Below are 25,733 nucleotides of genomic sequence, written 5' to 3' on the forward strand. Positions count from 1 at the left end.
TCGCCGGTGTGGCCGACGGGCTCCTCGGTGCTCAGACGCGGTGCAGGGTGTTGCGCCGGGGTTGTCGGAGCGGATCTCGGTATTGGGGTGGGATGAACTCGGGTAACCCGTCGGCGGCCATCCGGACTTCCCAGTCACCGTGATGAATCAGGCGGTGATGGAACCCGCACAACAGCACCAAGTTCCGAAGATCTGTCGGACCGCCGTCCACCCAGTGCTGAATATGGTGGGCGTGACAGTTCTTGGGTTTCCGATGGCAGCCGGGGAATGCGCAGCCACCGTCGCGGATGTTCAACGCGCGCCTTTGCCCTGGGGTGACGAAGCGTCGTAGCCGTCCCACATCCAGGGGTTCTCCGGCGGCGCTCATCACGACCGGCAACATCAGGCAGTCGCAGGCCGCCAGCCGCGCTTCCCTCGCGGTCATCGTGCCGACGAAGTCCAGGCACGCGGTGCCGAGACCGGATTTGAGTTCGTCGAGTCCGATGGTGACGTTCACGAGGGTGCGGTAGCCGCTGGTGCCGGGTTGGTCCGGGCAGGCGATCGCGAGGTCGAGGAGTTCGGCCCAGGCGTCTCCCAGGCGTTCGCATTTCATCCGCAGATCGGCTTGGCCGAATTCGTCGACTGGCCGTGGTTGGGCGTAGGCCTCCAGGGCGGCGGCGGTGCGGGCGCCGGTCTCGTCATCGAGGAGGCCGGTGAGTTTCCAGAAGCCGTCTTTGCGGCGTTCCAGGGTGATTTCGCGGCGTGGTTCTTTGGGTTCGGGGTCTTGGGGTTCGTTGCCGTCGGGGTCCAGCCAGCCCAGCAGGTTCGCTTCGGCCTTGGCGAGCTGCTGCGGACCGGCGGTCGGGGCCAACTCGGCGAGGATCTTCTCCGCGAACGCCTTATCTTCGGCGGAGGTGTCGGCGGGGAGTCTCTTCAAGATCTCCAGAATCTGATCGATCCGCTCATCCCCGACCAGCCCCTCGGCAGCGACCGCGGCCGTCTCGGGTGCCACGGCCGGGGCTTCGGTGCCATCCAGGTTCCGCGTCGGATTCAAAGCGACCGCCCGCTTCACCACCGCACCCGCCTCAGCCCGCGACAACCCCGCCATCTCCGCAAACCAACTCGCCGTAGTCCCATGCCCGAACAAATCCTTGGCACCCCGAGACTCGACCTCCGCCAAAAACCGCCCCAAACCCGCGGTAGCCATCCGAATCACCCGCAAAGACTGCAGCACACCATGCGCAAGCTCCAGCTTGCCGGCACGCCACAACTCCTGCGGCAACTCAGGGAGGAAGGTCTCGGACACACCTCCATAATACCGCAAACACATCGAACAGATGTTCGTAATTTTAAGCAACAAGCGAAACGCGCGCGCAACACTGAAGGGTGAATCCGTCACCAAGAGCGGTTCACTCTGAGCAAGTCTCGCAATTAGTCGACTAATTGCGAAGTAAGCCGAGCATCTCAAGTCCGCTCGCGAAACGTGCCCTGGCCAGAGGCCAACCGAAAGCCGGGGCCGCGACCACTCGCCCAGTCTCCCACAAGCGTTGCGAAAGCCACTTTCGCAACCCTCAACGTTGCGAAAGTGGCTTTCGCAACCCCACCGCGAGGACCGCCGGAGGCGACACCCTCCGATCCACAGGGCATTAACGCGACCCAAGCAAAGCACCCGAACCACCGCAATTAGCCGACTAATTGCGAAAGGGCGACCTCAAGCCACCGCGATCACCCGAGAGCGCCCAGGCAGCCGGAGCGCGGCCGCGACACCGCCGACGGCGACAAGACCGACGAACCCGAACACGACACCGAAAGCCAAGCCCGGTCGCGATTCGAGGCCCGCCAGGATCGCGCCGGTCGCCGCCACCCCGGCCACCGCACCCACCTGCCTGACCGTGTTGAACAGACCAGAGGCACCGCCAGCGACAGCGGGGTCGACGGACGCCATCGCGATGGCGGACAGCGGTGACCACGCCATCGCGTTGGCAGCGCCCAGCAGCGCGGCGCCCACCGAGATCCACCAGGGATTCAGGTTCAGGACCACTACCAGCCCGATGAGCAGAAGGCTCGTCGCGAGAAGGCTCATGCCGAGTATCGCCGGCCGGCGCCCGCCCACCCGGTCGACCCAGCGGCCGGCCGGTGGCGACAGCAGGATCGCGACGACGGCGTCCGGCGCGAGGACGATCGCGGCTTCCATCGGGCCGAAACCGCGGTTGTCCTGGATGTAGAGCATCGTGGGCAGTGCCATCGCGAGAACCGTCGCACCGAGCGACGCCATCGCGAGGCTCGCGGACAGATACCCGGGCGAGCGATAGAGCCGCAACGGCGCGAGGGCGTCCTCGCCTTGCCCGCGCTCTCGGAACCAGAAACAGACGAGCAGCGCGACGGCGAGGGCGGTCGCAGGCAGCGAAAGCGGGCTCCATGACAGCAATGCCCACACCAGAAGACTCAAACCCGCCGTACTCGACACGGCTCCGGTCAGATCGAAGCGTGTCGCACTTCCTTGGCTTCCCGGAATCAGGCGGATGCCCACGACCACGGCGATGACGCAGAGCGGCACGTTGACCCAGAAGATCCAGCGCCAATCCAGGCTCGCTGTCAGCAGCCCGCCCAGAATGGGACCCAGCAAGGTCGCGGCCGCCGCCACCGAGCCCCAGATGCCGAACGCGCGACCCCGCTCGTCTTCGGCGAAGAGCCGCCGGATCAACGTGAGTGGTTGCGGTGACATCGCGGCCGCGGCCAGGCCTTGCAGGATCCGGAACGCGATGAGCCAGCCGATCGACGGCGCGATCCCGCACAGCGCCGAGGCGACGCCGAAGCCTGCCATGCCGAACAGGTAGACACGTTTGGGGTCGAAGAGATCGCCGAGACGACCGGCGACCAGCAGCGGAACCGAAAACGCGAGCAGGTAACCCGCCGTCACCCAGAACAACGCGGCGACGTCCCCACCGAGATCGGCTTGGATGCTCGGGCTCGCCACCGCGACAATGGTCGTGTCCAGCAGAAGCACGAAGAATCCCGCGAGCAGGGCCGCGAGCCCGCCCCACCTCGAGGAACCCATGTCACACACCTTATCCACGCGAAACAGCGAGTCTTCGCCATGAGCGCTCTTCCGCGCGGCGGACGCCCCGCCGAGGCCCTGGCCGCCGTCGAAACGAGTATCGAAGACCGATGGCGGTTGTTCCTCGCGGAATACGGGGTGGTAGCCGGGACCAGTGACGAGGTCGACCTCGCCGAATCGGTCGTCGCCGACACTTCCGTGTTCGAATGGCGGGTCGTCGACGCCGCCTTCGACAGGCTGACCTGCTCCGACTGCGGCAACGGGCTCGGCTCGGGGCCCGTCGGCTGCGGGAAATGCGACCAGGCCGACGGGTTCCGTTTCGCGGCCATCGAAACCGACCGGCCCGCCACACCGCCGGGCACCGAGCACGGTCTCCGCGTCGCCACCGCGGTCACCCGCACCCGGCACCGCTACGGCGCGCGGGCGCGCTGCGGTTTCGAACTCGGTCTTCCGCTTCTCCTCGACGGCGAACTGCCCGGTACGCCTCAAGCGCAGGCTTACCGGGCAGCGATCAACAGGCTCACGGAAGAGGAATGCGAACTCGTGACCTCGTTCGACGAGGTCACGCGGCTCAGTAGTCGTCGCGTCCGGTGAACTGCTGTTCCAGCAGCTCCGCCGAGCCCGCGACGAGTTCGAGCGGGTCGGTGAACTCGTTGATGTCGAGGTTCACCAACGGCAGGGAATGGCGCAGCACCAGGTGCTCGCCCATGACCACCAGTCCCCCGACGACGATCGTGTTGCCGATCTCGGTCAGCACGGTCGTGAGGTCGACCTGGTCGACGCGCGCGAACGGCGTCGCGATCTGCACCCAGTCCTCGCGGCGGTCGAAGACCTCCCGCGCGATGACCACGGTCTGGGCCCGCTCCTCGTAGTCGTCGTCACCGTAGGACAACCGGATGCGGATTTCGTCCGGTTCGTCCTTCACCACCCGATATTCGTGCCGTACGAACGCGACCAGATCGGCCCATTCCGCCATGAATTCAGTCTCCCTCGCAGTCGAAGATCAAGACTAGCGACTGCCGCAACTCGTGAGTGGTAAGGACGGTTAGAACCGTCCTTACCACTCACGAGGCGCAAAAGGTCAGCCGCCAGTCGGCACCCCCGCCCGCGCTTCCTGCTGCGTCAACGGCCGGAGCGACAGCGTGTACTCGTACGTGCTGTCCGGTTGGACCTGGCTGCGTTCCCGCACCGGGTTCGGCGTGTCACCGACGCCGGTCACCGCGTGACTCGCGTGCAGGGTGAACCAGCCCTTGTTGCGCTGCAACTGGAAGGGATACGCCGCCCGGTCGAGATCGTCGAACGGTGTCACGCTGACGTCCTTCGCGCCGCCGATCAGCAGGCCACCGGTCCGGCCGTCGGTGAGCAGCGCCCACCGGCTGTCGGTGTGGTTACCGTGGTCCTGCGGCCGGTGGTATTCGACGTACTGCTGGTCCACCGTGCTCGACTGCACGCCGATCGGCGTCCCGTCCTTCCGGTCGACGTAACTCTCGGCTTTTCGCCCATACCAGGCGAACCGGTCGTATCGGTCCGGCACCGCGAGCGAGACACCGATCCGGGGCAGATACGGCAGTGTGCGCACGCTCCCTTGCGGCACCACCCGGTTGCCGAGGCTCAAGGTCCCGGTCCGGTCGACGGTGTAGGTCATCGTCTGGTCGAACCACGCCCCCGCGACGTCCGGCGCCGCGACCCGGCTGTCGACGATCACCCGCACGCTTTGCGAGCCGTCCTTCTCGACCCGCACTCCGGTGACCGTGGTCTTCAACCGGTCCAGGCCCGCCTTGCGCCAGTCCTCGCCCTCGGCCCTGCCCCAGGCGAAGGTCTCATTGCTGATGGGGGCCCGCCACGCGTCGAGCTTCGGCCCGGCGGTCAGCAGTTCCTTGCCCTGGTGCCGGATCGACGCCAGCGCACCGGTGGCCTTGTCCACCCGGTACGTGACGCCGGCCGCCGACGCCGTCACCGAACCCGCGTCCTCGACGACGCCGACGGACTTCCCGTCGAGCGGCGACCGGTCCAGGCCCGGAACCCGCATCCCGCCGAGAGAGAACTGGTCGTGTGCCAGGACGTGTCCCCGCGCGAGCATCGGCTCGCCCTGGGTCGTCACCGCCTCGACGGTGAGGAACCGCTCCCGGTCCGCGGGATTCGGCGGCACGGGTACGGCGATCCGTCCGGTCGTCCCGGCGCCGACCCGCAACGGCTGCTCGCCACGGGCGACGATCCGGGAGCCTTCCTGGATCCGCCACCGCAGGTTCAGCTCGTCGGTTCCCTTGAACTGCCGTTCGTTGGTCACCGACAACGAACCACCCGAGTAGGCGAACCGGAGCGGCTGATGCGCCCACGCCATCTGCGCGGTCTCCGGCTGCGCCGAACGATCCGAGTCGATCAGACCGTCCACACCGGACAGACTGGAGCCGTAGGACAGGTGGCTCCCCCGGTCCGCGACGCTGTCGAAGTCCAGCGCCAGGACGGCACCGCCGGCCGGAGTGGAGCCGGACAGCTCCGCGGCGGACAGCGGCTTGTCGTAGATCCGGACGTCGTCGACGGCGCCGCGGCCCATCCAGCCGATACTCGACGGATCGTTCCACGACGTCTCGAAGTCACGGCCGATGTTGACCTCCGCCGAGGACGAATCGATCGCGCCGGTGAACGGTTTGCTCCCGATCTCCTTGCCGTCGAGGAAGAGCCGCAGGGCGGTTCCGTCGTAGGTACCGCTCACCCGGTGCCAGTTGCCGTAGAAATCGGCGGGCACCTTCGCCTGCACCGCCTGCCACGTTCCACTGTGGATGAAGAACTCCAGCGTGTCCTGCGTCTTCATCTTGAGCGCGTACTGGTGGTCGCCCTTGCCGAGGATGCGGAAATCGCCGGTCCACTTCCCCGGCTTCACCCAGGCGTCCAGGGTCAGCGCCTTCCCGGTGATGTCGAGCTTCCGGTCGCGGTAGACCTCGACGAAATCGTCCAGCCCGGACAGCGCCAGCGCCTTGCCACGATGACCGTCGACCAGCTCCGGCTTCCCGCTGAGATGCGCCGAAATGTCGTTACCCGACGAATCGGGCGTGATCCGGATGCGCTGCCGGATGTTCTGCTCCGCCCAGTCCCAGATGAACCCGCCCTGGGTCTGCGGATTCGCCCGGATCGTGTCCCAGAACTCCCGGAAGTTGCCGAGGCTGTTGCCCATGGCGTGGGCGTACTCGCCGAAGATCAGCGGCTTGGTGGTGTTCTTCGCCTGCTCCTCGAACTTCTCCGGAGACGGATACCGCGGCCCCCACACGTCCGCGAACGGCGCGTCCCCGTCCGGGCTGTTCGACTGGTGGTAGATCGGCCGCGTCGGTTCGTTCGCGTCCAGCCATTCCGCCAGCGCGAAGTGGTGCGCGCCGAGGCCTGCCTCGTTGCCGGTGTCCCACAGGAAGACGCTCGGGTGGTTCTTGTCCCGCTCGACCATGCCGATCATGCGGTCGAAGAACGCGTCCCGCCAGGCCGGGTCGTTCGCCTGGCAGTACCGCGCGCAGTTCTCGTGGTTGTGGGTCTCGATGTCGATCTCGTCATCGATCCAGAGACCGTGCCGGTCGGCCAGCTCGTAGAAATAGGGATCAGACGGATAGTGCGAGGTGCGGACCGCGTTGACGTTGAGCTGCTTCATCAGCGCGACGTCCCGTTCCTGCGCGCGCCGGGGCACGTGCCTCCCGTGGTCGGGGTCGGTCTCCGCCCGGTTGACACCCTTGAACAGCACCCGTTTCCCGTTGACCAGCAACTGTTTGTCGCGGATCTCGATCTCACGGAACCCGACCGTCTCGCTGGTGATGTGCGTGACGCGGCCGTCGGGCGCGGTCAACGTGAGCACCGCCGTATACAGGTTCGGCGTCTCGTCGGTCCACTTCGCCGGATTCCGGACGGGCAGGCTCAACGCGGTCTTGCCACCCGCGTCGACCTCCCCGCTCGTGGTCCCGACTTCCTTGCCCGCCGCGTCACGCAGGCTCAGTCCGGCACGATGCTTGCCCGTGGTCCCGCCGGGCTTGGTGGCGACCTCGACCACGGCCTTGAGGGTGGCGTCGGTGTACGTCGAGTCGAGGTCCGTCGTCAGTCCGACGTCCTGGATGAACGTCCGCGGCGCCGAATGCAGGGTCACCGAGCGGAAAATGCCCGAGTACCGCCACTGGTCGACGTCCTCCAGGTACGCACCCGCGCTCCAGCGGTGCACCTGCACGGCGATCCGGTTCGGGCCAGGGCGCAGCGCGGAGGAGATGTCGAACTCCGCCGGCGTGTAGCCGCCCTGGTCGTAGCCGATGTACTTCCCGTTGACCCAGACGAAGTACGCCGACGTGACACCCTCGAAGCGCAGGAACGTCTCGCGATCCGACCAGTCCGCAGGCAGGGTGAAGTCGCGGACGTAGGCGCCGGTCGGGTTGACGTCACGCGGGACGCGCGGCGGGTCGTCGGGCTGGATCTCGGTGGCGATGTTGCGGAAGATCGGGTGGTCCAGACCGTCCGTCTGCCAGGTGTGCGGGACGGACACCTCGCGCCAGCGCGACGCGTCGTAGCCGTCCTCGTGGAATCCCTTCGGGACCTGCGACGGGTTGTCCGCCATCGCGATCCGCCACTTGCCGTCGAGCGACTGGGTGTACGGACTGCGTTCATCGCGGCGGGCCGCGGCGGAGACGTCGGCGTAGGGGCGAAGGAAGGCGTGCGGTGGCTCCTGGCCTTCGGCGACTTTGCGTGGATCGTCGAGATAGGACTGGACGTCGGCGGCCGCCGGGGTGACGGTCGCTACGAGGGTCCCGGCGAGCATCGCCAGGACCAGTACGATGGGGCGTGTTCGCAGCACTGCGTTCAACCTCCCAGAGAGTTCAGCTGAGCCGGAAGCTGACCCGTTGACGATCCCGCACCGCGGTACCGGGACGGAAGACCAAGATCCTTCCCTTGTCGTGGGCCAAATAGGTGGCAGGTTCCCCCAGGAGGCGGAACGACACCGCCAGCCGGTCGGAAAGGCCCGGCACCTGGGTGAAACTCGCCGCCCGGCCGTACGCGTCGCTCTCGTCGTACGGGTCGATCCGCACGGTCGTCGCGTCCACGACCCGGACGTACCGGTCCGGGAAGTTCACCGACTGCAGCGCGACGGTGCCCGCTCCTCGGAACCCCGCGACGATGCGGAACTGCGAATCGGCGAGCTCGCGAACGTTGCCGTCGGCGGTCAGCCGGTACTCGTAGTGCCGCACGTACAACGCCGGATCGTCCAACGGGGACAGACGGACGCAGGGGCCACCCTTGCCCACCGGCACACCGAAACTCGGTGTCCCGTCGTCGTTCCAGTACAACCGCTGCACCCGGGTGTGCCGGTTAGGGTCGTACAACGGGTCGCCGGTGATGTCGCGGTAGTCGCGGGCGTGGTACACGAGCACGTCCGAGCCGTCCTCGGCGACGGTGAACGAGTTGTGCCCCGGCCCGTACTGCCGGGTGGCCTCGTTCGTGGTGAACACCGGCTGCGGTGACTTCGTCCACGACCGCGGGTCGAGCAGGTCCGAACGTTCGTCCGCGGTCAGCAGGCCCATGCAGTACCGGGCGTCCGTGGCACTCGCCGAGTAGGTCATGAACACCCGCCCGTTGCGGATGAGCACCGCCGGCCCCTCGTTGACCTTGAAGCCCTGGATCTCCCAGGGCAGGGTCGGCACCGCGAGCCGGACGGGATCACCCTTGAGGGCCAGCGGCGAGGCCATCTCGGCGAGGTACAGGTTGCTGTTCGTCGCGATCCCGGGTTCGCTCTGCGCCCAGGCGAAGTAGCGTTTGCCTCGATGCTCGAACGTCGTCGAATCGAGGGTGAAGGTGTCCCATTTGGTCACCATCTGCCCGCGCAGCACCCACGTGTCCGCCCGCGGATCGTCCGAAGTGGACTCCAGCACGTAGGTCCGGATGCGGAATACGTCGTCGGAGTCACCGGCGGCGAAGTAGACGTACCAGCGCCCGTCGATCCGGTGCAGTTCCGGCGCCCAGATGTGGCCGCCCATCTTCCCGGACGACGGACGACGCCAGATCGTCGTCTCCCTGGCGGTGGCCAGGCCATCGATCGTGGCGGCGCCGCGCACGACGATGCGGTCGTACTCGGGCACCGAACCGGTCAGGTAGTACATCCCGTTCACCGGCCGGGTGATGAACGGGTCGGCCCGCTGTTCGACCAGCGGGTTCCGGGTGGTCAGCGACGCGGGAGCGGCCTCGGCGGCTTGGGCCGTACCCGGCACCAGGCTGCCGACGGCGGTGACGGCCAAGAGCCCGCCTCCGGCTTTGAACAGGTCACGACGGTCGATGGTCATGGTCATCCCCTCACTCGGGCCGGGAACCGCAGGAAGGTCACGGAGTTCGGCGGGAACGTGTAGGTGAAGCCGTTCGACACCCCGGAGAACCGCGACTCCCGCGGTGCGATCGGCGTGGCGAAAGCGGTGTTGACGTCGTCCGGCGAGCCCTGGAGCGTCGTCACGCGGGCGGTGGAACCCGGCTGGACACGGGTGCCGAGATCGACTCGGGTCCGGGCGGCCGACGTCTGGGCGTTGACCACCTTGACCACGAGTTCACCGGTCTTGACGTCGCGGGTGACGACCTGGCGGAAGGGTTCGGCGACCTTGTCGTCGGTGAACGAGCCCCATTTCTGCCCGTCGAGGAACAGCGTCACCTGACGGCCCCGCACCTCGACCCGAAGGTCGTACTGCTTGCCGGTCTCGATCTTGGTGTCGTTCTGGAGCAGGGTCGTTTTGCCCCCGCCTTCGGTCTTCTCGACGGCGGAGACGGTGTTGTTCCAGCCGCCGAGGTTCCACCAGTAGTTGTTGCCGGTGTCCTTGACCCCGAACGCGACCAGGAAGCCTTCCCTGCCGCCGGTCTTGGTCGCCTTCACCGAGAAGTCGTAGTTGCTCCACGAGGGATCACCCGCGGTCACCAAGGTGTTCTCGGCGGCCTGATCCGACTGGACGTAGGCCCCGTTCGACACCGCCCAGGAGCCTCGTCCGGCCACCTTCGACCAGCGTGAGTCGTTACCGGAGAAGTCGTCCGAGAACAGCTGCGCCCCGTCGGCCGACGTGACCTTGACGTCGTCGTAGGCCGCGCTCGTCGCCCAGGTGGACAGTCCGATCGCGCCCGAGATCGGCGCGACGGTGGCGGGCGTGGCCGACGCCTTGCTCGGGACGACGTGGTCACCCACGTTGGTCATGAACAGCTTCTGCGTCTCGTAGCTGGCCGAACCCCACGAGTGCTGGTTGTCGAACCAGATCATGTCCGGTTTCCATTGCACGTAATCGGTGTTCGCCAGTAGCGGCGCGTACGACGCGAGCTTGACGACGTCGGCGTTCCGCTCCAGCCCGGTCATGTACGCGGCTTCGGCCAGCGCGTTGCCGAACTTGTTGTCCAGCGACGCGTACTCGCCGAGGAACACCTTCGGGCCGTTGCGGTCGTAGGTGTCGTAGCGCTGGTTGTTCTGCAGGAACCACTGCGGGCTGTTGTAGTAATGCTCGTCGACCATCGAGACCTTCGCGTTCCGGTTCAGGTCCCACAGCCGGTCGAACGTCGTGCCGGTGTCGTCCGGTCCCGAGTTGCTGATCACCGTGATCCCCGGGTACTTCGCCGCGATCGCCTTGCGGAATTCGGTGAAGCGGGCGATGAACTCGTCCGGCAGGTTCTCTTCGTTGCCGACGCCGACATGCGTCAGGTTGAACGGCGCCGGATGCCCCATCTCGGCCCGCTTCTTGCCCCAGGGCGAGGTGACCGGGCCGTTCGCGAACTCGATCAGGTCGAGGGTGTCCTGGATGTGCCGCCTCAGCAGCGCCGGGTCGTCGGTCGCCTTGTTCTGCCCGCAGCCGGTGACCAGCGCCGGCACCACGGGCAGCGGCATCGCGCCGATGTCCTCGGAGAACTGGAAGTATTCGTAGTAACCGATGCCATAGGACTGGTTGTAGCCCCAGAAATTCGCGTTCGTGGCCCGCTGCTCGACCGGGCCGATCGTGTCCTTCCACTGGTATGAACGCTTCCGCTCCCAGTTCGGCGCCTCGTAGCCCTGGTGGCTGCCGGTGTTGACCAGGCAGCCGCCGGGGAAGCGGACGAATCCGGGCTTGAGCGCGGCGATCTTCTCCGCGAGGTCGGTCCGCATGCCGTTGGGCCGGTTCTTGTAGGTGTCGCGCGGGAACAGCGACACCATGTCCAGCCGCAGCGTGCCACCGCCGGACGCGGTCAGCGCGAGCCTGCCCAGCGCGCTCGACTCCCGCGCGCGGAAGGCGCCGGTGTACTTCACCCAGCCGTCGCCGCGGACCTGCACCCGCAAGGGATCGGCGAGCGCCTTGCCCGCCGGATCGGTGACGGCGGCCGTGAGCGGGGTGCCCGCCGCGCGATCTGTCCGTGCGAACACCGAGAAGTCGTACTGCTTGCCCTTCTCGACCCGGATGCCCGAGTTGTAACCGGAGTTCGCGACGCCGTACTCACCGCCGGCGAGGTCGAGTTTGAGGTAGCGGCGGTTCCGCTCGTTGAGCCGCCGGTCGTCGTCGGCCACCGTCGCCGTGCCGGTTCCGCCGTTGAGCGACGTGGGCGTCCACGAAGCCAGCGGCGTGTACGACGCGTTGTCGGCCTTGTCGTACTCGAAGGACCGGTTCTGCACGAGTTCGGCGTACAGCCCGCCGTCCGCCGCGCGGTTGATGTCCTCGAAGAAGACGCCGTACATCGAACGGTCGATCGTGGCACCACGTCCCGCCGCGTCCACGGCGAGGCTGTAGTCGGTCGTCGGTGTCTGGCCCGAAGCGGTCTGGACGGGCACGAGGACACCGGCGGCAATGGTCAGGGACAGCACACTGATCCGGGTTGACCTGCTGCGCACAGCACTTCCTTTCGCGACGTTGCGAGGAAACCGGGGGTGAGGCGTCGGTCAAGTTGGTCGTGAGTGGCGATTCGGGTTAGAACCCGAATCGCCACTCACGACGTCAGGCGGCGGTCCGGGCCCGCCGTTTCGTCCAGATGTCGTAGGCGACGGCGGCGAGCAGCACGAAACCCTTGACCAGGTTCACGCTCTCGGTCGGCGCGCCGATGAGGGACATACCGTTGTTGATCACGCCCATGATCAGGCCGCCGGTGATCGCGCCGACCACCTTGCCGACCCCGCCCTGCACCGCGGCGCCGCCGATGAACGCCGCGGCGATCGCGTCGAGTTCGAACATGTTGCCCGCGGTCGGCCCGGCCTGGTTGAGCCGTCCGGCCACGATGATCCCCGCCAGGGCCGACAGCACGCCCATGTTGACGAAGATCCAGAACGTCACGGACTTGACCTTCACGCCGGACAACGTCGCGGCCTGGAGGTTCCCGCCGATGGCGTAGATGTGGCGGCCGAACACCGCCCGCGTCGTCACCAGCGAGTAGCCGATCACCAGCACGGACAGCAGGATCAGCACCCACGGCAGGTTCTTGTACCGCGCCAGCTGCACCACCACGAACAGCACGACGGCGGCCGCCGCGACGATCTTCAGCAGGAACATCGGCAGCGGGTCCACCTCCTGCAGGTAGTTCAGCCGCGCCGTCCGCTTGCGCCACCGCGACACGACCGCGCCCGCGATGGCCAGGGCGCCCACCAGCAGGCTGACCACGTCGGCGCCGCCGAGCGGACCGAGCCCGATGTTGCCGAGGTAGCCGCCGGTGAACCCGTTCGCCAGCGTCCGCACCTCGTCCGGGAACGGGCCGATGCCCTGGTTCCCGAGCACGGTGAGCGTCAGCGCGCGGAAGATCAGCATCCCAGCCAGCGTCACGATGAACGCCGGAATGCCGAAGTAGGCGACCCAATACCCTTGCCATGCCCCGATCACCGCGCCGACGGCGAGCGTGATGAGCAGCGCGAGCGGCCACGCCATACCCATGTTCACCATCAGCACGGCCGAGATCGCGCCGGTCAGCGCCACCACGGAACCCACCGACAGGTCGATGTGCCCGGCGATGATGATCAGGATCATGCCGATCGCGAGGATCAGCACGTACGAGTTCTGCACGATCAGGTTCGAGATGTTCTGCGGTTCCAGCAGCGCGCCGCCGGTGAGGATCGAGAACAACACGACGATCAGCGCGAACGCGACGTAGATGCCGCTCTCGCGCGGGTTGAACGAGATCCGGCGCGGCGCCCTGGTCGGCGCGGCTCCCTGCTGGTCACCGACACCGGTGACGGTGTCGGCGGAGGCGGTGCTCATGTCTTACTCCTGTTCCCTGGTCATCGCCCGCATGAGGACCTCTTGGGTGGCCTCGGCCCGGCCGACCTCACCGGTGATCCGGCCCGCCGACAGCGTGTAGATCCGGTCGCACAGACCGAGCAGCTCCGGCAGCTCGGAGGAGATGACCAGGACGGCCTTCCCCTCGTCGGCGAGCCGGTTGACGATCGTGTAGATCTCGTACTTCGCGCCGACGTCGATGCCGCGGGTGGGCTCGTCGAGGATCAGCACGTCCGGATCGGTGAGGATCCATTTGGACAGCACGACCTTCTGCTGGTTGCCGCCGGAGAGCGTGCCGGTCACGCTGCGCACGTCCGGTGCCTTGATGTTCATGCTCTTGCGGAATTCCTCCGCGACACGATGTTCTTCGTTCTCGTCCACCCAGCCGCGCCGGGCGAGTTTGCCCAGCGCCGCGCCGGAGATGTTGCGCTGGATGTCCTCGATGAGGTTGAGCCCGTAGCGTTTACGGTCCTCGGTGGCGTACGCGATCCCGTTGGCGACGGCGTCGCCGACCGTTCGCACTTCGATCTCCTTGCCGTCCTTGACCAGACGACCGGAGATGTCCTTGCCGTACGAGCGGCCGAACACGCTCATCGCGAGCTCGGTCCGCCCGGCACCCATCAGTCCCGCCAGCCCGACGATCTCGCCGCGCCGCAACGTCAGGTTCGCGCCGTCGACGACGACCCGGCCGTGTTGTGTGGGGCTGTGCACGGTCCAGTCCTCGATCCGGAGGACCTCGTCACCGATCCGCGGTTCCCTCGGCGGGAACCGGTTCTCCAGCTTCCGGCCGACCATCCCGGCGATGATCCGGTCCTCGGTGACCGCTGCCGCGTCGAGCGTCTCGATCGTCCTGCCGTCCCGCAGGATGGTGATCGAGTCGGCGATCGCGGCGATCTCGTTGAGCTTGTGCGAGATCAGGACGCAGGTGACGCCGTCGTCGCGGAGACCGCGCAGCAGTTCGAGCAGATGCGCCGAATCGTCGTCGTTCAGCGCCGCCGTCGGCTCGTCCAGGATCAGCAGTTTGACCTCTTTGGACAGTGCCTTGGCGATCTCCACCAGCTGCTGTTTGCCCACACCGATGTCGAGTACCGGCGTCACCGGGTTCTCCCGCAGGCCGACGCGCCGCAGCAGCTCGCCGGCCTCGGAGTTGGTCCGGTTCCAGTCGATCAGCCCGCCGCGCGCCTTCTCGTTGCCGAGGAAGATGTTCTCCGCGATGGACAGCTGCTGACACAGCGCGAGTTCCTGGTGGATGATCACGATCCCGCGGCGTTCGCTGTCGCGGATCGCGGAGAACGCGCACGGCTCGCCGTCGAAGACGATCTCGCCGTCGTACGAGCCGTGCGCGTAGACGCCCGAGAGCACCTTCATCAGCGTGGACTTGCCCGCGCCGTTCTCGCCGCAGATCGCGTGGATCTCTCCCCGGCGCACCGACAGGTTGACGTCCTGCAGCGCCTTGACGCCGGGGAAGGTCTTGGTGATCCCCCGCATCCGAAGGATTTCGTCGGTCACGTCGCTACCTCAGCTGTTCCGCTTTGTAGTAGCCCGAGTCGATGAGTTCCTTCTGGTAGTTGCCCTTGTTGAGGATCACCGATTCCAGCAGGAACGCCGGGACGACCTTCTGGCCGTTGTTGTAGTCGGTGGTGTTGTTGGTCTCGGCCTTGCCGCCCTTGAGCACCGCGTCGGCCATCTTGACCGTGGTCTCGGCGAGTTTGCGGGTGTCCTTGAAGATCGTCGAGTACTGCTCGTTCGCGATGATCGACTTCACCGACGCGACCTCGGCGTCCTGGCCGGTGACCACGGGGTACGGCTGGCCCGGGGTGCCGTAGCCGTTGCTCTTCAGCGCCGAGAGGATGCCGATCGAGAGCCCGTCGTACGGCGAGAGCACGCCCTGCACCTTGTCGCCGGAGCTGTAGGTCTTGGTCAGCAGGTCTTCCATCCGCCGCTGCGCGGTCGCCGCCTGCCAGCGCAGGATCGCCGCCACGTTGAACGCGGTCTGGCCGCTCTTGACGACCAGCGTCCCGTTGTCGAGGTACGGCTTCAGCACCGACATGGCGCCGTTGAAGAAGAACGTCGCGTTGTTGTCGTCCGGCGAACCGGCGAAGAGTTCGACGTTGAACGGTCCCTTGCCCTCACCGGGCGAACCGTCCTCCTTGAGCACCTTGAGCCCCGTGAGTAGCGATGTCGCCTGCTGCACGCCGACCTTGAAGTTGTCGAAGGTCGCGTAGTAGTCGACGTTCGGGGTGTTGCGGATCAGCCGGTCGTAGGCGATGACCGGGATCTTCTTGTCCGCGGCCTCCTGCAGCTGGGTGGTGATCGCGGTGCCGTCGATCGAGGCGATCACGAGCAGCTTCGCGCCCTTGGTGATCTGGTTCTCGATCTGGTTCACCTGGGTGGGGATGTCGTCCTCGGCGTACTGCAGGTCGACCTGGTAGCCCAGCTTCTCCAGCGCCGCCTTGATGTTGTCGCCGTCGTGGATCCAGCGCTCCGACGATTTGGTCGGCATGGTGACGCCGACCAGGCCGCCCGCGGCACCGCTCGTGGCCGCCTGCTGATCGACGGTCTTCTCACTCGAACCGCAGGCCGTGAGCGCGGCACCGAGGCCGACCGCCACGGCCAGTGTGGCCAGTTTCGTGAACTTCATTGTTCCTTCTCTCCGGTGGGGACCGATCAGAATCCTTGTGCGAGCCGGTAGTAGGCCTGGTTCCAGCGCATCCGGTCGGCGATCGAGGCAGGGGTCGTGGTCTGGTCGATCACCAGCAGTTCGACGTCGAGCATGGTGGCGAAATCCCGGATCGTTTCGGCGCCGACGGCCTGCGTGAGCACCGTGTGGTGCGGCCCGCCCGCGGTGATCCACGCTTCGGCGGACGTCGCCAGCGAAGGCGCCGGCTTCCACACCGCGCGCGCGACCGGCAGATTCGGCAGCGGCTCGTCCGGAGCGACGACCTCGACTTCGTTGGCCACCAAGCGGAATCGGTCGCCGAGGTCGGCGAGGCCGATCACGACGGCGTCACCCGCGGCGGCGTCGAACACCAGCCGGACGGGATCCTCGCGGCCACCGATCCCGAGGGGGTGGATCTCGCACGAAGGTTTGGCGGCGGCGATGCTCGGACAGACCTCGAGCATGTGCGCGCCGAGGATCTTCGGTTCGCCGGGCCCGAAGTGGTAGGTGTAGTCCTCCATGAAGGACGTTCCCCGCTCGGAGTCGCGGCCCATCGCCTTCACCGCGGTCAGCAGCGCGGACGTCTTCCAGTCCCCCTCGCCGCCGAAGCCGTAGCCATCGGCCATCAGCCGCTGCACCGCGAGACCCGGGAGTTGCCGCAGGCCGCCGAGGTCCTCGAAGTTCGTGGTGAACGCGCCGAACCCGCCGTCGGTCAGGAACGTGCGGAGCCCCTTCTCGATCCGGGCGGCGTAGCGCAGCGACTCGTGCCGCTCCCCCGCCTTGGCGAGCTCCGGCGCGAGCACGTACGTGTCGGCGTATTCCTCGACGAGCGTGTCGACCTCGGTGTCGGGCACCGCGTCGACCAGCGCGACCAGTTCGTTGACGCCGTAGGTGTTCACCGAGACGCCGAACTTCAGCTCCGCCTCGACCTTGTCCCCGTCGGTGACCGCGACGTCGCGCATGTTGTCACCGAACCGCGCGAGCTTGAGCGAGCCGATCGTCTGGCGGCCGACCGCCGCACGGACCCACGCGTCGATCCGGTCGGCGACCGACGGATCCGCCGCGTGCCCGGCGATGGTCTTGCGCGGCACCCCGAGCCGGGTCTGGATGTAGCCGAACTCGCGGTCGCCGTGCGCGGCCTGGTTCAGGTTCATGAAGTCCATGTCGATGGACTGCCACGGCAACGCCTCGTTGAGCTGGGTGTGCAGATGCAGCAGGGGTTTCCGCAGCGCGTCGAGCCCCGTGATCCACATCTTCGCCGGCGAGAACGTGTGCATCCACGCGATCACGCCGACACAGGCGTCGTCTGCGTTCGCCTCGAGCATCACGCGCCGGATCGCCGACAGCTCGGTCAGCACCGGCTTCGCGACGATCCCGGCCGAGATGCGGCCGGTGTCGGCCAGCATCCGCTGGATCTGCAACGACTGGCCCGCGACCTGTTCGAGGGTTTCCTCGCCGTACAGCGCCTGGCTCCCGGTGAGGAACCAGACCTCGGTCTTCCGCTGTGTGCTCACTTCTCTCCCTGCTGGCCGTAGACGTTCTGGTAGCGCGCGTAGAGCCGGTCCACGTCCTGTTCGGACAGTGGTTCCGGGGTTCCCAGCGCGGAAGCGATGTGGACGGTCTTCGCGACGTCCTCGACCATCACCGCGGCCTTGACCGCGTCCCGTGCGGTGCGGCCGACGGTGAACGGGCCGTGGTTGCGCATCAGCACCGCGGGCGAGCGGCTGGACCGCAGCGTCTCGACGATGCCCCGGCCGATCGAGTCGTCGCCGATCAGCGCGAACGGTCCGACCGGGATCTCGCCGCCGAACTCGTCCGCGATCATCGTGAGCACGCACGGGATGGGCTCCCCGCGCGCCGCCCACGCGGTGGCATACGTCGAATGCGTGTGGACGACTCCGCCGACCTCGGGCATGTGCCGGTAGACGTAGGCGTGCGCGGCGGTGTCCGAGGACGGCGCCAGGTCACCGTGGACGACTTCGCCGTACAGGTCGGTGACGACCATCGTGTCGGCGGTCAGGTCGCCGTAGGACACCCCGGACGGTTTGATCACCATCAGGTCGTGTCCGGGGACGCGCGCCGAGACGTTGCCCGCGGTCCAGATGACCAGTTCGTAGCGGGTCAGCTCGCTGTGCAGCCGCGCGACGGTCTCCCGCAGTTCTTCGAAGGTGTCCGTGATCTCCACGGCGAGGCTCATCGGTGCTGTCCTTTCCTGACGGCGCGGCGGCGGGCGGCGAGCCGGTGCATGACGTCGTTCGCCCCGCGGCCGAAGTAGTCGTGCAGCGCGGCGTACTCGGCGTAAAGGTCGTTGTAGGCCTTGACGTTCTCGGGGATCGGCCGGTGAACCGCCCGGCGGACCGAGCCCATCGCGAGCGCGGCGGCCGGGACGTCGGCGTGCGCTCCGGCGGCGACGGCGGCGTGGATCGCCGAGCCCAGCGCGGGACTCTGCGCCGAGCCCGCCACGGAAAGCGGCAGGTTCGTGACGTCGGCGTAGATCTGCATCAGCAGCGGGTTCTTGACCAGGCCGCCGGCGACGATCAGTTCGGTGACCGGCACCCCGGCGCGGTCGAAGGTCTCGATGATCGTCCTGGTGCCGAACGCGGTCGCTTCCAGCAGTGCGCGGTAGGTGTCCTCGGCGCGGGTCGCGAGCGTCTGCCCGACGACGACGCCGGACAGTTCGTGGTCGACCAGCACCGACCGGTTCCCGCTGTGCCAGTCGAGCGCGACGAGACCGTGTTCGCCGATCTCCTGCGTCGCGGCGAGCCGGGTGAGCAGTTCGTGGACGGAGATCCCCGCCTCCCTGGCGTCGTCCACATAGGACGGCGGGACGCCGTGTTCGACGAACCACGCGAAGATGTCCCCGACCCCGCTCTGCCCGGCCTCGTATCCCCACTTCCCGGACACGATCCCGCCGTCGACGACGCCGCACATGCCCGGCACTTCGCGCAGTTCGGCACCGTTCATCACGTGACAGGTGGACGTGCCCATGATCGCGACCATCTGGCCAGGCTCCACGGCTTGGACGGCGGGCGCGGTGACATGCGCGTCGACGTTGCCAACGGCGACCGCGATCCCTTCCGGGAGCCCGGTCCATTCCGCCGCCTGGGCGCTGAGGCTTCCCGCCTTGGCGCCGAGAGCGCCCAGGGGATGGACGAGTTTGTCGTCCACAAAGGACCCGAAGCCGGGCGCGAGCTCTTCCAGGAACTCGGCGCTCGGGTAGTGGCCGTCCTGGAGAATGCCCTTGTAGCCGGCGGTGCACGCGTTGCGGACGTAGGTCCCGGTGAGCTGCCAGACGATCCAGTCGGCGAGTTCGACCCAGTGCCGCATCCGGCCGTAGACCTCGGGCGCCTCTTCGAAGACCTCAAGCGCCTTGGCGAACTCCCACTCCGAGGAGATCAGCCCGCCATAGCGCGGGAGCCAGGACTCGCCGCGCTTGCGCGCCAGCGCGTTGATCCGGTCCGCCTGCGGCTGCGCGGAATGGTGCCGCCACAGCTTCACGTAGGCGTGCGGATTCCCGGCGAACTCGGGCAGTTCGCACAGTGGCGTGCCCTCGGCCGTGGCCGGCACCATCGTGCACGCGGTGAAGTCGGTGCCGATGCCGATCACGTCGGCGGGATCGGCGCCGGCGGCCCGGACGGCTTCCGGCACGGCGGTGCGGAGGACGTCGACGTAATCCGACGGCACCTGCAGCGCCCAGTCCGGCGGCAGACCGTGCCCGGTCTCGGGCAGGATCCGGTCGATCACGCCGTGCCGGTACTCCGAAACCGCGCTGCCCAGTTCCGCGCCGTCACGGACGCGGACCACGACGGCCCGGCCGGACAGCGTCCCGAAGTCGACGCCGACGACCAGCGGCTCCCCTGTACTCACTTCTTCTCCCGCATTGTTAACGTTCACATTTCTGGTCGGAAACCACGATCACGCGTGTTTGAAGCCGTAACTCACGTGATTGAAGGCGTAACTCACGTGATTGGGGGCGATCCGGCTCCGATCACGCGAGTTACGGCTCCGATCACGCGAGTCACGTGGTCCGCCTGCCGACGAGGCGCTGCAGGACGATGAAGGCGAACAGCAGCGCACCGGTGATGATCGAGGTCCACCACGAGTTCAGCGTGCCGTCGAAGGTGATCAGGGTCTGGATGATGCCCAGCACCATGATCCCGAGCACCGTCCCGAGGACGTAGCCGGAGCCGCCGGTGAGCAGCGTGCCGCCGATGACGACGGCCGCGATCGCGGTCAGTTCCAGCCCGACGCCGTTGAGCGGATCGCCGGAGGACTTGTACAGCACCAGGAGCAGACCGCCGAGTGCCGAGCAGAACCCGCTGAGCGTGTAGACCGAGATCCGCGTGCGGCCGACGCTCAGGCCCATGAGCAGCGCCGACTTCGGATTCCCGCCGATCGCGTACACCGTCCGGCCGAACCGCGTTCCGTAAAGGACATACGCGGCGACGGCGACCACGACCAGCGCGACGACCACGCCGATCGAGATGTGCAGATCCGCACCGAGCGGGATCTGCGTCTGCGCGAGGCTCGCGACCGTCGGGTCGTCGATCGAGTACGCCTGGGTGCTGATCGTGTAGCAGAGCCCCCTGGCGAAGAACATCCCGATCAGGGTGGCGATGAACGGCTGGATCTCGAAGACCTGGATCAGCACGCCCATCCCGAAGCCCAGCGCCGCGCCGATCGCCAGTACCGCGGGAATGACCGCGAAGACCGGCCAGCCCTGGTTCTCCAGCAGGTCGGCGGAGACCACAGTGGACAGCGCCACGACCGAACCCACCGACAGGTCGATCCCGCCGGTGAGGATCACGAACGTCATCCCCACGGCGACGACCAGCAGGAACGCGTTGTTGATGAACAGGTCGAGCACGACCTGTCCGGAGCCGAACGCCGTGTAGCTCGACGCTCCGTAGAGATAAGCGCCGATGAGCATCGCCATCGTCGCCAGGATCGGCAGATGCCGCTGCCGCGGCCGATAGCCCTTGATGCGGTCGAGTGTGGTCATACCCCGGCCTCCACCTTCTCCGGCACGACGGCGGCAGACGGCGGGGCCGTCTTTCGCCGCCTCGCGAGCTTCTTGCGGAACACCGGCGACTGCAGCAGGCAGACCGCCAGCACGACCACGGCCTTGAACAGCATGATCGCCTGCGGTGCGATCCCGAGCGCGTACACGGTCGTCGTCAACGTCTGGATGAGCAGCGCGCCGATCACCGAGCCGGTGAGCGAGAACCGGCCACCGGTCAGCAGGGTCCCGCCGATCACGACGGCGAGGATCGCGTCCAGTTCGATGAACTGCCCGGCGTTGTTGCCGTCGGCGCTGTGCACGTTCGCACTGATCATCAGTCCGGCGATGCCGGCGCAGAGCGCGCAGAAGACGTAGGTGAGCCAGATCAGCCGGGCCGAGCGGAGCCCGGCGAGCCTGCCCGCCTCCGGGTTCCCGCCCACCGATTCGACCAGCAGTCCCAGCGCCGACCGGCGGACCAGCACCGCGGCGATGGCGAACACCGCCAGCGCGATGAGGATCGCGCTGGGCAGGCCGAAGGTGAAGCCGCTGCCGATCCACTCGTATGGATGGGAATTGACGGTGATGATCTGACCGCCGGTGATCAACTGGGCGATACCGCGACCCGCGACCATGAGGATCAGCGTCGCGATGATCGGCTGAATGCCCAGAACCGCGACGAGCCAGCCGTTCCACACCCCGAGCGCGAGCGCCAGCCCCAACGCCATCCCGACCGCGGCGAGCGTCCCGCCGAGGCTGTTCTGATCACCGAGTCCGCTGATGTGCAGGCAGGCGAGCGCGCCGCTGATCGCCACGACCGCGCCGACGGAGAGGTCGATCCCCCGCGTCGCCACCACCAGCGTCATGCCGATCGCGATGAGGATCAGCGGGGCGCCGTTCTTGAGGATGTCGATCAGGTTCCCGTAGAGGTGCCCGTCGCGGAATTCGATCGCGAAGAACGCCGGATGGACGATGAGGTCGCCGAGCAACAGCGCCAGCAGCGCGACGACGGGCCAGAACAGACGATGCTTGGTCATCGTGCGACTCCTTCGGCCATCGTCGCCATGACGCGGTCAGCGGTCAGCGATTCGTTGTCCAGTACGGCGACCACCGCGCGGTCGCGCAGCACGACGACCCGGTGGCTCAACCGCAGCACCTCCTCGAGTTCGGCGGAGATGAACACGACGGCCATCCCCTCACTCGAAAGCCGGGCGACCAGCCGCTGGATCTCGGTCTTGGCCCCGATGTCGATACCGCGCGTCGGCTCGTCGAGGATCAGCAGCCGGGGCTCGGTGATGAGCCACCTCGCCAGCAGCACCTTCTGCTGGTTGCCGCCGCTCAGGTCGCCGACCTTCGCTTCCGCGTTCGCGGGCCGGATGTCGAGCATTTCGATGTAGCGCTCGGCGATCTCTTCCTGCCGCTTCCGCGGGATCGGCCGCGCCCAGCCCCGTGAGGCCTGCAGCGCGAGCACGATGTTCTCCCGCACCGTGAGCTCTTCGACGAGCCCCTCGGTCTTGCGGTTCTCCGAGCAGAACGCGATGCGGTGGTCGAGCCCGGTCCGCGGCGTCTTCAGCGACACCGGCTCACCGTCGATCCGCACGGAACCGCTGTCCGCGTGATCGGCGCCGAACAGCAGCCGCGCCAGTTCGGTGCGGCCCGAACCGAGCAACCCGGCGAGGCCGACGACCTCGCCCGCCCGGATGTCGAGCGAGAACGGCGCGACACCGCCCTTGCGGCCGACGTCGCCCGCTTCGAGGAACACCGGCGCTCCGGCGAGGTCGTGCCGGCTGTGGCCCGCGTCCTCGATGTCTTCGAGTGCTTCGAGTTCCTTGCCGATCATCCTGGTGACCAGGTCGACCGGGGTGATCTCCTCGGTGCGGTACTCGCCGATCAGCTTCCCGTTGCGCAGCACCGTCATCCGGTCCGCGACGGCGAAGACCTGCTCGATGAAGTGGGAGACGAAAAGGATCGCCATCCCCTGCTCCCGCAGTGAACGCACCACGTTCAGCAGTTGCTCGACCTCCCCGGCGTCCAAACTGGACGTCGGTTCGTCGAGCACGAGCACCCGCGCGTCGACGTCGAGTGCCCTGGCGATCGCGACCAGTTGCTGCACCGCGATCGAGCAGCTGCTCAGCTCGGCCGAAACGTCCACTTCGACGTCCAGCCTGGCCAGCAGCGCGGCCGCCCGGCGGCGCGTCTCACGCCAGTCGATGCGGCCGCGCCGTCGCGGCTCCTTGCCGAGGCAGATGTTCTCCGCCACCGACAGGTTCGGGCAGAGGTTCACTTCCTGGTAGACGGTGCTCACGCCGGAGCGCTGTGCTTCTCCCGGGCCGCTGAACGCGACCGCGGAGCCGTCGAGTTCGATCGTGCCCGCGTCCACCCCGTACACGCCGGTGAGCACCTTGATCAGGGTGGACTTGCCGGCGCCGTTCTCACCCATCAGTGCGTGCACTTCGCCGGGGAACATCCGGAAGGAGACGTCGTCGAGGGCGACCACGCCGGGGAATTCCTTCCGGATATGGCTCATCCGCAGAATCGCAGGGGGTTCTGTCATCGCTGACCTTGTTCTCGGGGGGACGCGGGTCCGGGATCAGTACTGGCGTTGCGGCAGGGCGGCCTTCGCGGCGGCCTGGTCGAATTCGGTCTCGGTGGTCTCGATGCGCGGGGGCACCTGCTCACCGGCGGCGACCTTCTTCACCAGCTCCATCAGCTGCGGGCCGAGCAGCGGGTTGCATTCGACGACGTGGTTGATCTTGCCGTCGGCCAGTGCCTGCAGGGCGTCGCGGACACCGTCGACCGAGACGATCTTGATGTCCTTGCCGGGTACCTTCCCTGCCGCCTCGATCGCTTCGATGGCGCCGAGCGCCATGTCGTCGTTGTGCGCGTACAGCACGTCGATCTTGGGCTGGGACTTCAGGAAGGCCTCCATGACCTCCTTGCCCTTGGCGCGGGTGAACTCACCGGTCTGCGAAGCGACGACCTTGAACTTCGGGTTCGAGGCGATGACGTCCGCGAAACCCTTCTTGCGGTCGTTCGCCGGCGCCGAACCGGTGGTGCCCTGCAGTTCCACGATGCTGACGTCGCCCGCCGCGGAGCCGAACTCCTTGGCCAGCCACTCGCCCGCCTTCCTGCCCTCGGCGACGAAGTCCGAGCCGAGGAAGGTCTTGTACAGCGACTTGTCCGGCGAGTCGACGGCCCGGTCGGTCAGGATCACCGGGATGTTCGCCGTCTTCGCCTCCTTCAGCACGGTGTCCCAGCCGGATTCCACGACCGGCGAGAAGGCGATCACCTTGACCTTCTGCTGGATGTAGGACCGGATCGCGGCGATCTGGTTCTCCTGCTTCTGCTGCGCGTCGGAGAACTTCAGCTCGATCCCGGCCGCCTTCGCGGACTCCTGGATCGACTTCGTGTTCGCCGTGCGCCAGCCGCTCTCCGCGCCCACCTGTGCGAAGCCGAGGGTGAGGGCGCCGCCGCCACCCGCTCCGCCGCCACCGCCGCACGCGGAGAGCAGGAGCAGCCCGGCCACTCCGGCCACGATCGCCGTCCACGGTTTTCTTGCCACATCGACTCCTAGATCCGCACTGATCATTTGAGTTAGCGTTAACACTCGCGCCTCGAGCCCTGAAAACGGCTCCCGGCGCTACGAAAGACCGGTGCTCTCCCGCACGATCAGTTCGGGGACCACCAGGTCGCGGTCACGGTTCTCACCGCCGTTCATCCGGCGGCGGAGCAGGTCGAACGTGCGCCTCCCGACTTCGACGAAGTCCTGGCGCACCGTCGTCAGCGGCGGCGTGTAGTAGGCCGCCTCGGGAACGTCGTCGAAGCCGACGATCCGCATCTCCCCCGGCACGTTCACCCCGGCTTCGGTGCAGGCGCGAAGGAAACCGAGGGCCATCTGGTCGTTGGCCACGAACACCGCGTCCAGGCCCTTTTCACCGACCAGGGATCGCCCCGCCGCGTACCCGGAACGCGCACTCCAGTCGCCGCGGATGACGGGCGGGATCCGCGCGCCGTGCCGCTGCAGGGTCTCGCGCCAGCCACGTTCGCGGTCGAGCGCCTCCAGCCAGTCTTCGGGCCCGGCCACATGCCAGACCGTCTCGTGGCCGAGGCCGAGCAGGTGCTCGGTGGCGCGCCGAGCGCCGTCGTACTGGTCCACCGAGATCACCGGGACCGGCGCCTTCTGCCCGCCGCCGACCGCGACGAGCGGCACGTCGCTGGGCGCCGCCTCCAGCGCGCGTGCGGCGGTGACATGCGGCGCGATCACCACGATGCCCTCGACGGCCTGGCGGCGCAGGCGCTCCACCGCGTCCGCGATGGACGACCGGCCAGGACGGCTGATGCTGGTTATGGTCGTCGCGTAGCCGGCTTCGCGGGCCGCGTGCTCGATCCCGCTCAAGGTGCTGGCCGGACCGTAGAGGTTCGCCTCCAGTGCGACCACGCCGAGCGTGCCCGAACGGCCGGTGACCAGGGCGCGGGCCACCGAGTTCGGCCGGTAGTCCAACTGCTCGATGGCGGCGTTGACCCGGACACGCGTCTCGGCGCGGACCGGCCCGGTGCCGTTGATGACCCGCGAGACCGTCATATGCGAAACACCCGCGAGCGCGGCCACGTCGGTGAGACTGGCCTGCTTGCTCTCGGTGGTGTCGCGCGCCATCGCCTGTCTCCCAATCCCGGTACCGTGTGACGAGTGCCGCAAGTGTTAGCGATAACACGAGCCGGGTCAAGCGCTCTTCGAGTCACAGTCGGGTCACGGAGCCGCCTCCGTGCGAGGAGAGGTGAATCGAACGCGGTGTGCCGCGAAAGCCACTTTCGGGACATCTGATGTCCCGAAAGTGG

General features: G+C 67.5%; 18 protein-coding genes. 1 reads left to right on the forward strand and 17 read right to left on the reverse strand.

Annotated elements, in window-relative coordinates; all coding sequences use genetic code 11:
• Positions 1–31 precede the first annotated feature (31 nt).
• Positions 32–1,285: an HNH endonuclease signature motif containing protein gene (locus ACZ1DY_RS23930; RefSeq protein ID WP_465480901.1), complete on the reverse strand. Its 1,254-nt coding sequence runs from the start codon at positions 1,283–1,285 to the stop codon at positions 32–34.
• Between the two features lie 405 nt (positions 1,286–1,690).
• A complete protein-coding gene (locus tag ACZ1DY_RS23935; protein WP_465480902.1) occupies positions 1,691–3,037 on the reverse strand; it encodes an MFS transporter in 1,347 nt (448 codons plus the stop codon).
• Positions 3,038–3,076: 39 nt separating this feature from the next.
• Here ACZ1DY_RS23935 and ACZ1DY_RS23940 point away from each other — a divergent pair, with 39 nt between their 5' ends.
• The gene (locus ACZ1DY_RS23940) at positions 3,077–3,631 is read left to right on the forward strand and encodes a hypothetical protein (protein ID WP_465480903.1); all 555 of its coding nucleotides are present in this window, start codon (positions 3,077–3,079) and stop codon (positions 3,629–3,631) included.
• Here the strand turns inward: ACZ1DY_RS23940 and ACZ1DY_RS23945 are convergent.
• The 15 genes from ACZ1DY_RS23945 to ACZ1DY_RS24015 form a co-directional block, all read right to left on the reverse strand.
• Positions 3,609–4,013 carry a hypothetical protein gene (locus tag ACZ1DY_RS23945; protein WP_126735010.1) on the reverse strand — a complete coding sequence of 135 codons (405 nt, stop codon included), beginning with the start codon at positions 4,011–4,013 and terminating at the stop codon, positions 3,609–3,611. The two genes, ACZ1DY_RS23940 and ACZ1DY_RS23945, sit on opposite strands and share 23 nt — an antisense overlap.
• 105 nt (positions 4,014–4,118) lie before the next feature.
• Positions 4,119–7,853, reverse strand: coding sequence for a glycoside hydrolase family 2 TIM barrel-domain containing protein (locus ACZ1DY_RS23950; RefSeq protein WP_465480904.1), 3,735 nt, complete (start codon positions 7,851–7,853; stop codon positions 4,119–4,121).
• 22 nt (positions 7,854–7,875) lie between these two features.
• A complete protein-coding gene (locus ACZ1DY_RS23955) occupies positions 7,876–9,333 on the reverse strand; it encodes a family 43 glycosylhydrolase (RefSeq protein WP_465480905.1) in 1,458 nt (485 codons plus the stop codon).
• A gap of 2 nt (positions 9,334–9,335) precedes the next feature.
• Positions 9,336–11,870, reverse strand: coding sequence for an alpha-L-arabinofuranosidase C-terminal domain-containing protein (locus ACZ1DY_RS23960; RefSeq protein ID WP_465480906.1), 2,535 nt, complete (start codon positions 11,868–11,870; stop codon positions 9,336–9,338).
• Positions 11,871–11,973: 103 nt separating this feature from the next.
• The gene (gene mmsB, locus ACZ1DY_RS23965; protein ID WP_465480907.1) at positions 11,974–13,221 is read right to left on the reverse strand and encodes a multiple monosaccharide ABC transporter permease; all 1,248 of its coding nucleotides are present in this window, start codon (positions 13,219–13,221) and stop codon (positions 11,974–11,976) included.
• Positions 13,222–13,224: 3 nt separating this feature from the next.
• Positions 13,225–14,748, reverse strand: coding sequence for a multiple monosaccharide ABC transporter ATP-binding protein (gene mmsA, locus ACZ1DY_RS23970; RefSeq protein ID WP_465480908.1), 1,524 nt, complete (start codon positions 14,746–14,748; stop codon positions 13,225–13,227).
• 4 nt (positions 14,749–14,752) lie between these two features.
• Complete coding sequence (chvE, locus tag ACZ1DY_RS23975) at positions 14,753–15,880, reverse strand: multiple monosaccharide ABC transporter substrate-binding protein (protein ID WP_126735006.1); 1,128 nt, start codon at positions 15,878–15,880, stop codon at positions 14,753–14,755.
• 26 nt (positions 15,881–15,906) lie between these two features.
• Positions 15,907–17,412, reverse strand: coding sequence for an L-arabinose isomerase (araA, locus tag ACZ1DY_RS23980; RefSeq protein WP_465480909.1), 1,506 nt, complete (start codon positions 17,410–17,412; stop codon positions 15,907–15,909).
• Positions 17,409–18,095, reverse strand: coding sequence for an L-ribulose-5-phosphate 4-epimerase (locus ACZ1DY_RS23985; protein ID WP_126735004.1), 687 nt, complete (start codon positions 18,093–18,095; stop codon positions 17,409–17,411). The genes araA and ACZ1DY_RS23985 overlap by 4 nt, the downstream gene beginning before the upstream one ends.
• Positions 18,092–19,765: a ribulokinase gene (gene araB / locus ACZ1DY_RS23990; RefSeq protein ID WP_465480910.1), complete on the reverse strand. Its 1,674-nt coding sequence runs from the start codon at positions 19,763–19,765 to the stop codon at positions 18,092–18,094. Before araB ends, ACZ1DY_RS23985 begins: the two co-directional genes overlap by 4 nt.
• Before the next feature lie 151 nt (positions 19,766–19,916).
• Complete coding sequence (gene yjfF, locus ACZ1DY_RS23995) at positions 19,917–20,900, reverse strand: galactofuranose ABC transporter, permease protein YjfF (protein ID WP_465480911.1); 984 nt, start codon at positions 20,898–20,900, stop codon at positions 19,917–19,919.
• Positions 20,897–21,934 (reverse strand): ABC transporter permease, encoded by a 1,038-nt coding sequence (locus ACZ1DY_RS24000; protein ID WP_257486322.1) that lies wholly within the window; start codon positions 21,932–21,934, stop codon positions 20,897–20,899. Before ACZ1DY_RS24000 ends, yjfF begins: the two co-directional genes overlap by 4 nt.
• Positions 21,931–23,451 carry a sugar ABC transporter ATP-binding protein gene (locus tag ACZ1DY_RS24005; protein WP_465480912.1) on the reverse strand — a complete coding sequence of 507 codons (1,521 nt, stop codon included), beginning with the start codon at positions 23,449–23,451 and terminating at the stop codon, positions 21,931–21,933. Before ACZ1DY_RS24005 ends, ACZ1DY_RS24000 begins: the two co-directional genes overlap by 4 nt.
• 36 nt (positions 23,452–23,487) lie before the next feature.
• Positions 23,488–24,459, reverse strand: coding sequence for an ABC transporter substrate-binding protein (locus ACZ1DY_RS24010; protein WP_321183659.1), 972 nt, complete (start codon positions 24,457–24,459; stop codon positions 23,488–23,490).
• Between the two features lie 78 nt (positions 24,460–24,537).
• Positions 24,538–25,551, reverse strand: a complete 1,014-nt coding sequence (locus tag ACZ1DY_RS24015) for a LacI family DNA-binding transcriptional regulator (RefSeq protein WP_257486320.1) — start codon at positions 25,549–25,551, stop codon at positions 24,538–24,540.
• Between the last annotated feature and the right edge of the window lie 182 nt (positions 25,552–25,733).

Source organism: Amycolatopsis sp. PSD-21, from assembly GCF_055561455.1.

Excerpts from the sequence above, each read along its gene's own strand:
- ACZ1DY_RS23945 (WP_126735010.1), bottom strand. The coding sequence starts at position 4,013 with ATGGCGGAATGGGCCGATCTGGTCGCGTTCGTACGGCACGAATATCGG.
- ACZ1DY_RS24005 (WP_465480912.1), bottom strand. The coding sequence starts at position 23,451 with ATGACAGAACCCCCTGCGATTCTGCGGATGAGCCATATCCGGAAGGAA.
- ACZ1DY_RS24000 (WP_257486322.1), bottom strand. The coding sequence starts at position 21,934 with ATGACCAAGCATCGTCTGTTCTGGCCCGTCGTCGCGCTGCTGGCGCTG.
- ACZ1DY_RS23935 (WP_465480902.1), bottom strand. The coding sequence starts at position 3,037 with ATGGGTTCCTCGAGGTGGGGCGGGCTCGCGGCCCTGCTCGCGGGATTC.
- ACZ1DY_RS24015 (WP_257486320.1), bottom strand. The coding sequence starts at position 25,551 with ATGGCGCGCGACACCACCGAGAGCAAGCAGGCCAGTCTCACCGACGTG.
- ACZ1DY_RS23985 (WP_126735004.1), bottom strand. The coding sequence starts at position 18,095 with ATGAGCCTCGCCGTGGAGATCACGGACACCTTCGAAGAACTGCGGGAG.
- chvE (WP_126735006.1), bottom strand. The coding sequence starts at position 15,880 with ATGAAGTTCACGAAACTGGCCACACTGGCCGTGGCGGTCGGCCTCGGT.
- ACZ1DY_RS23955 (WP_465480905.1), bottom strand. The coding sequence starts at position 9,333 with ATGACCATCGACCGTCGTGACCTGTTCAAAGCCGGAGGCGGGCTCTTG.
- mmsB (WP_465480907.1), bottom strand. The coding sequence starts at position 13,221 with ATGAGCACCGCCTCCGCCGACACCGTCACCGGTGTCGGTGACCAGCAG.
- ACZ1DY_RS23940 (WP_465480903.1), top strand. The coding sequence starts at position 3,077 with ATGAGCGCTCTTCCGCGCGGCGGACGCCCCGCCGAGGCCCTGGCCGCC.
- yjfF (WP_465480911.1), bottom strand. The coding sequence starts at position 20,900 with ATGACCACACTCGACCGCATCAAGGGCTATCGGCCGCGGCAGCGGCAT.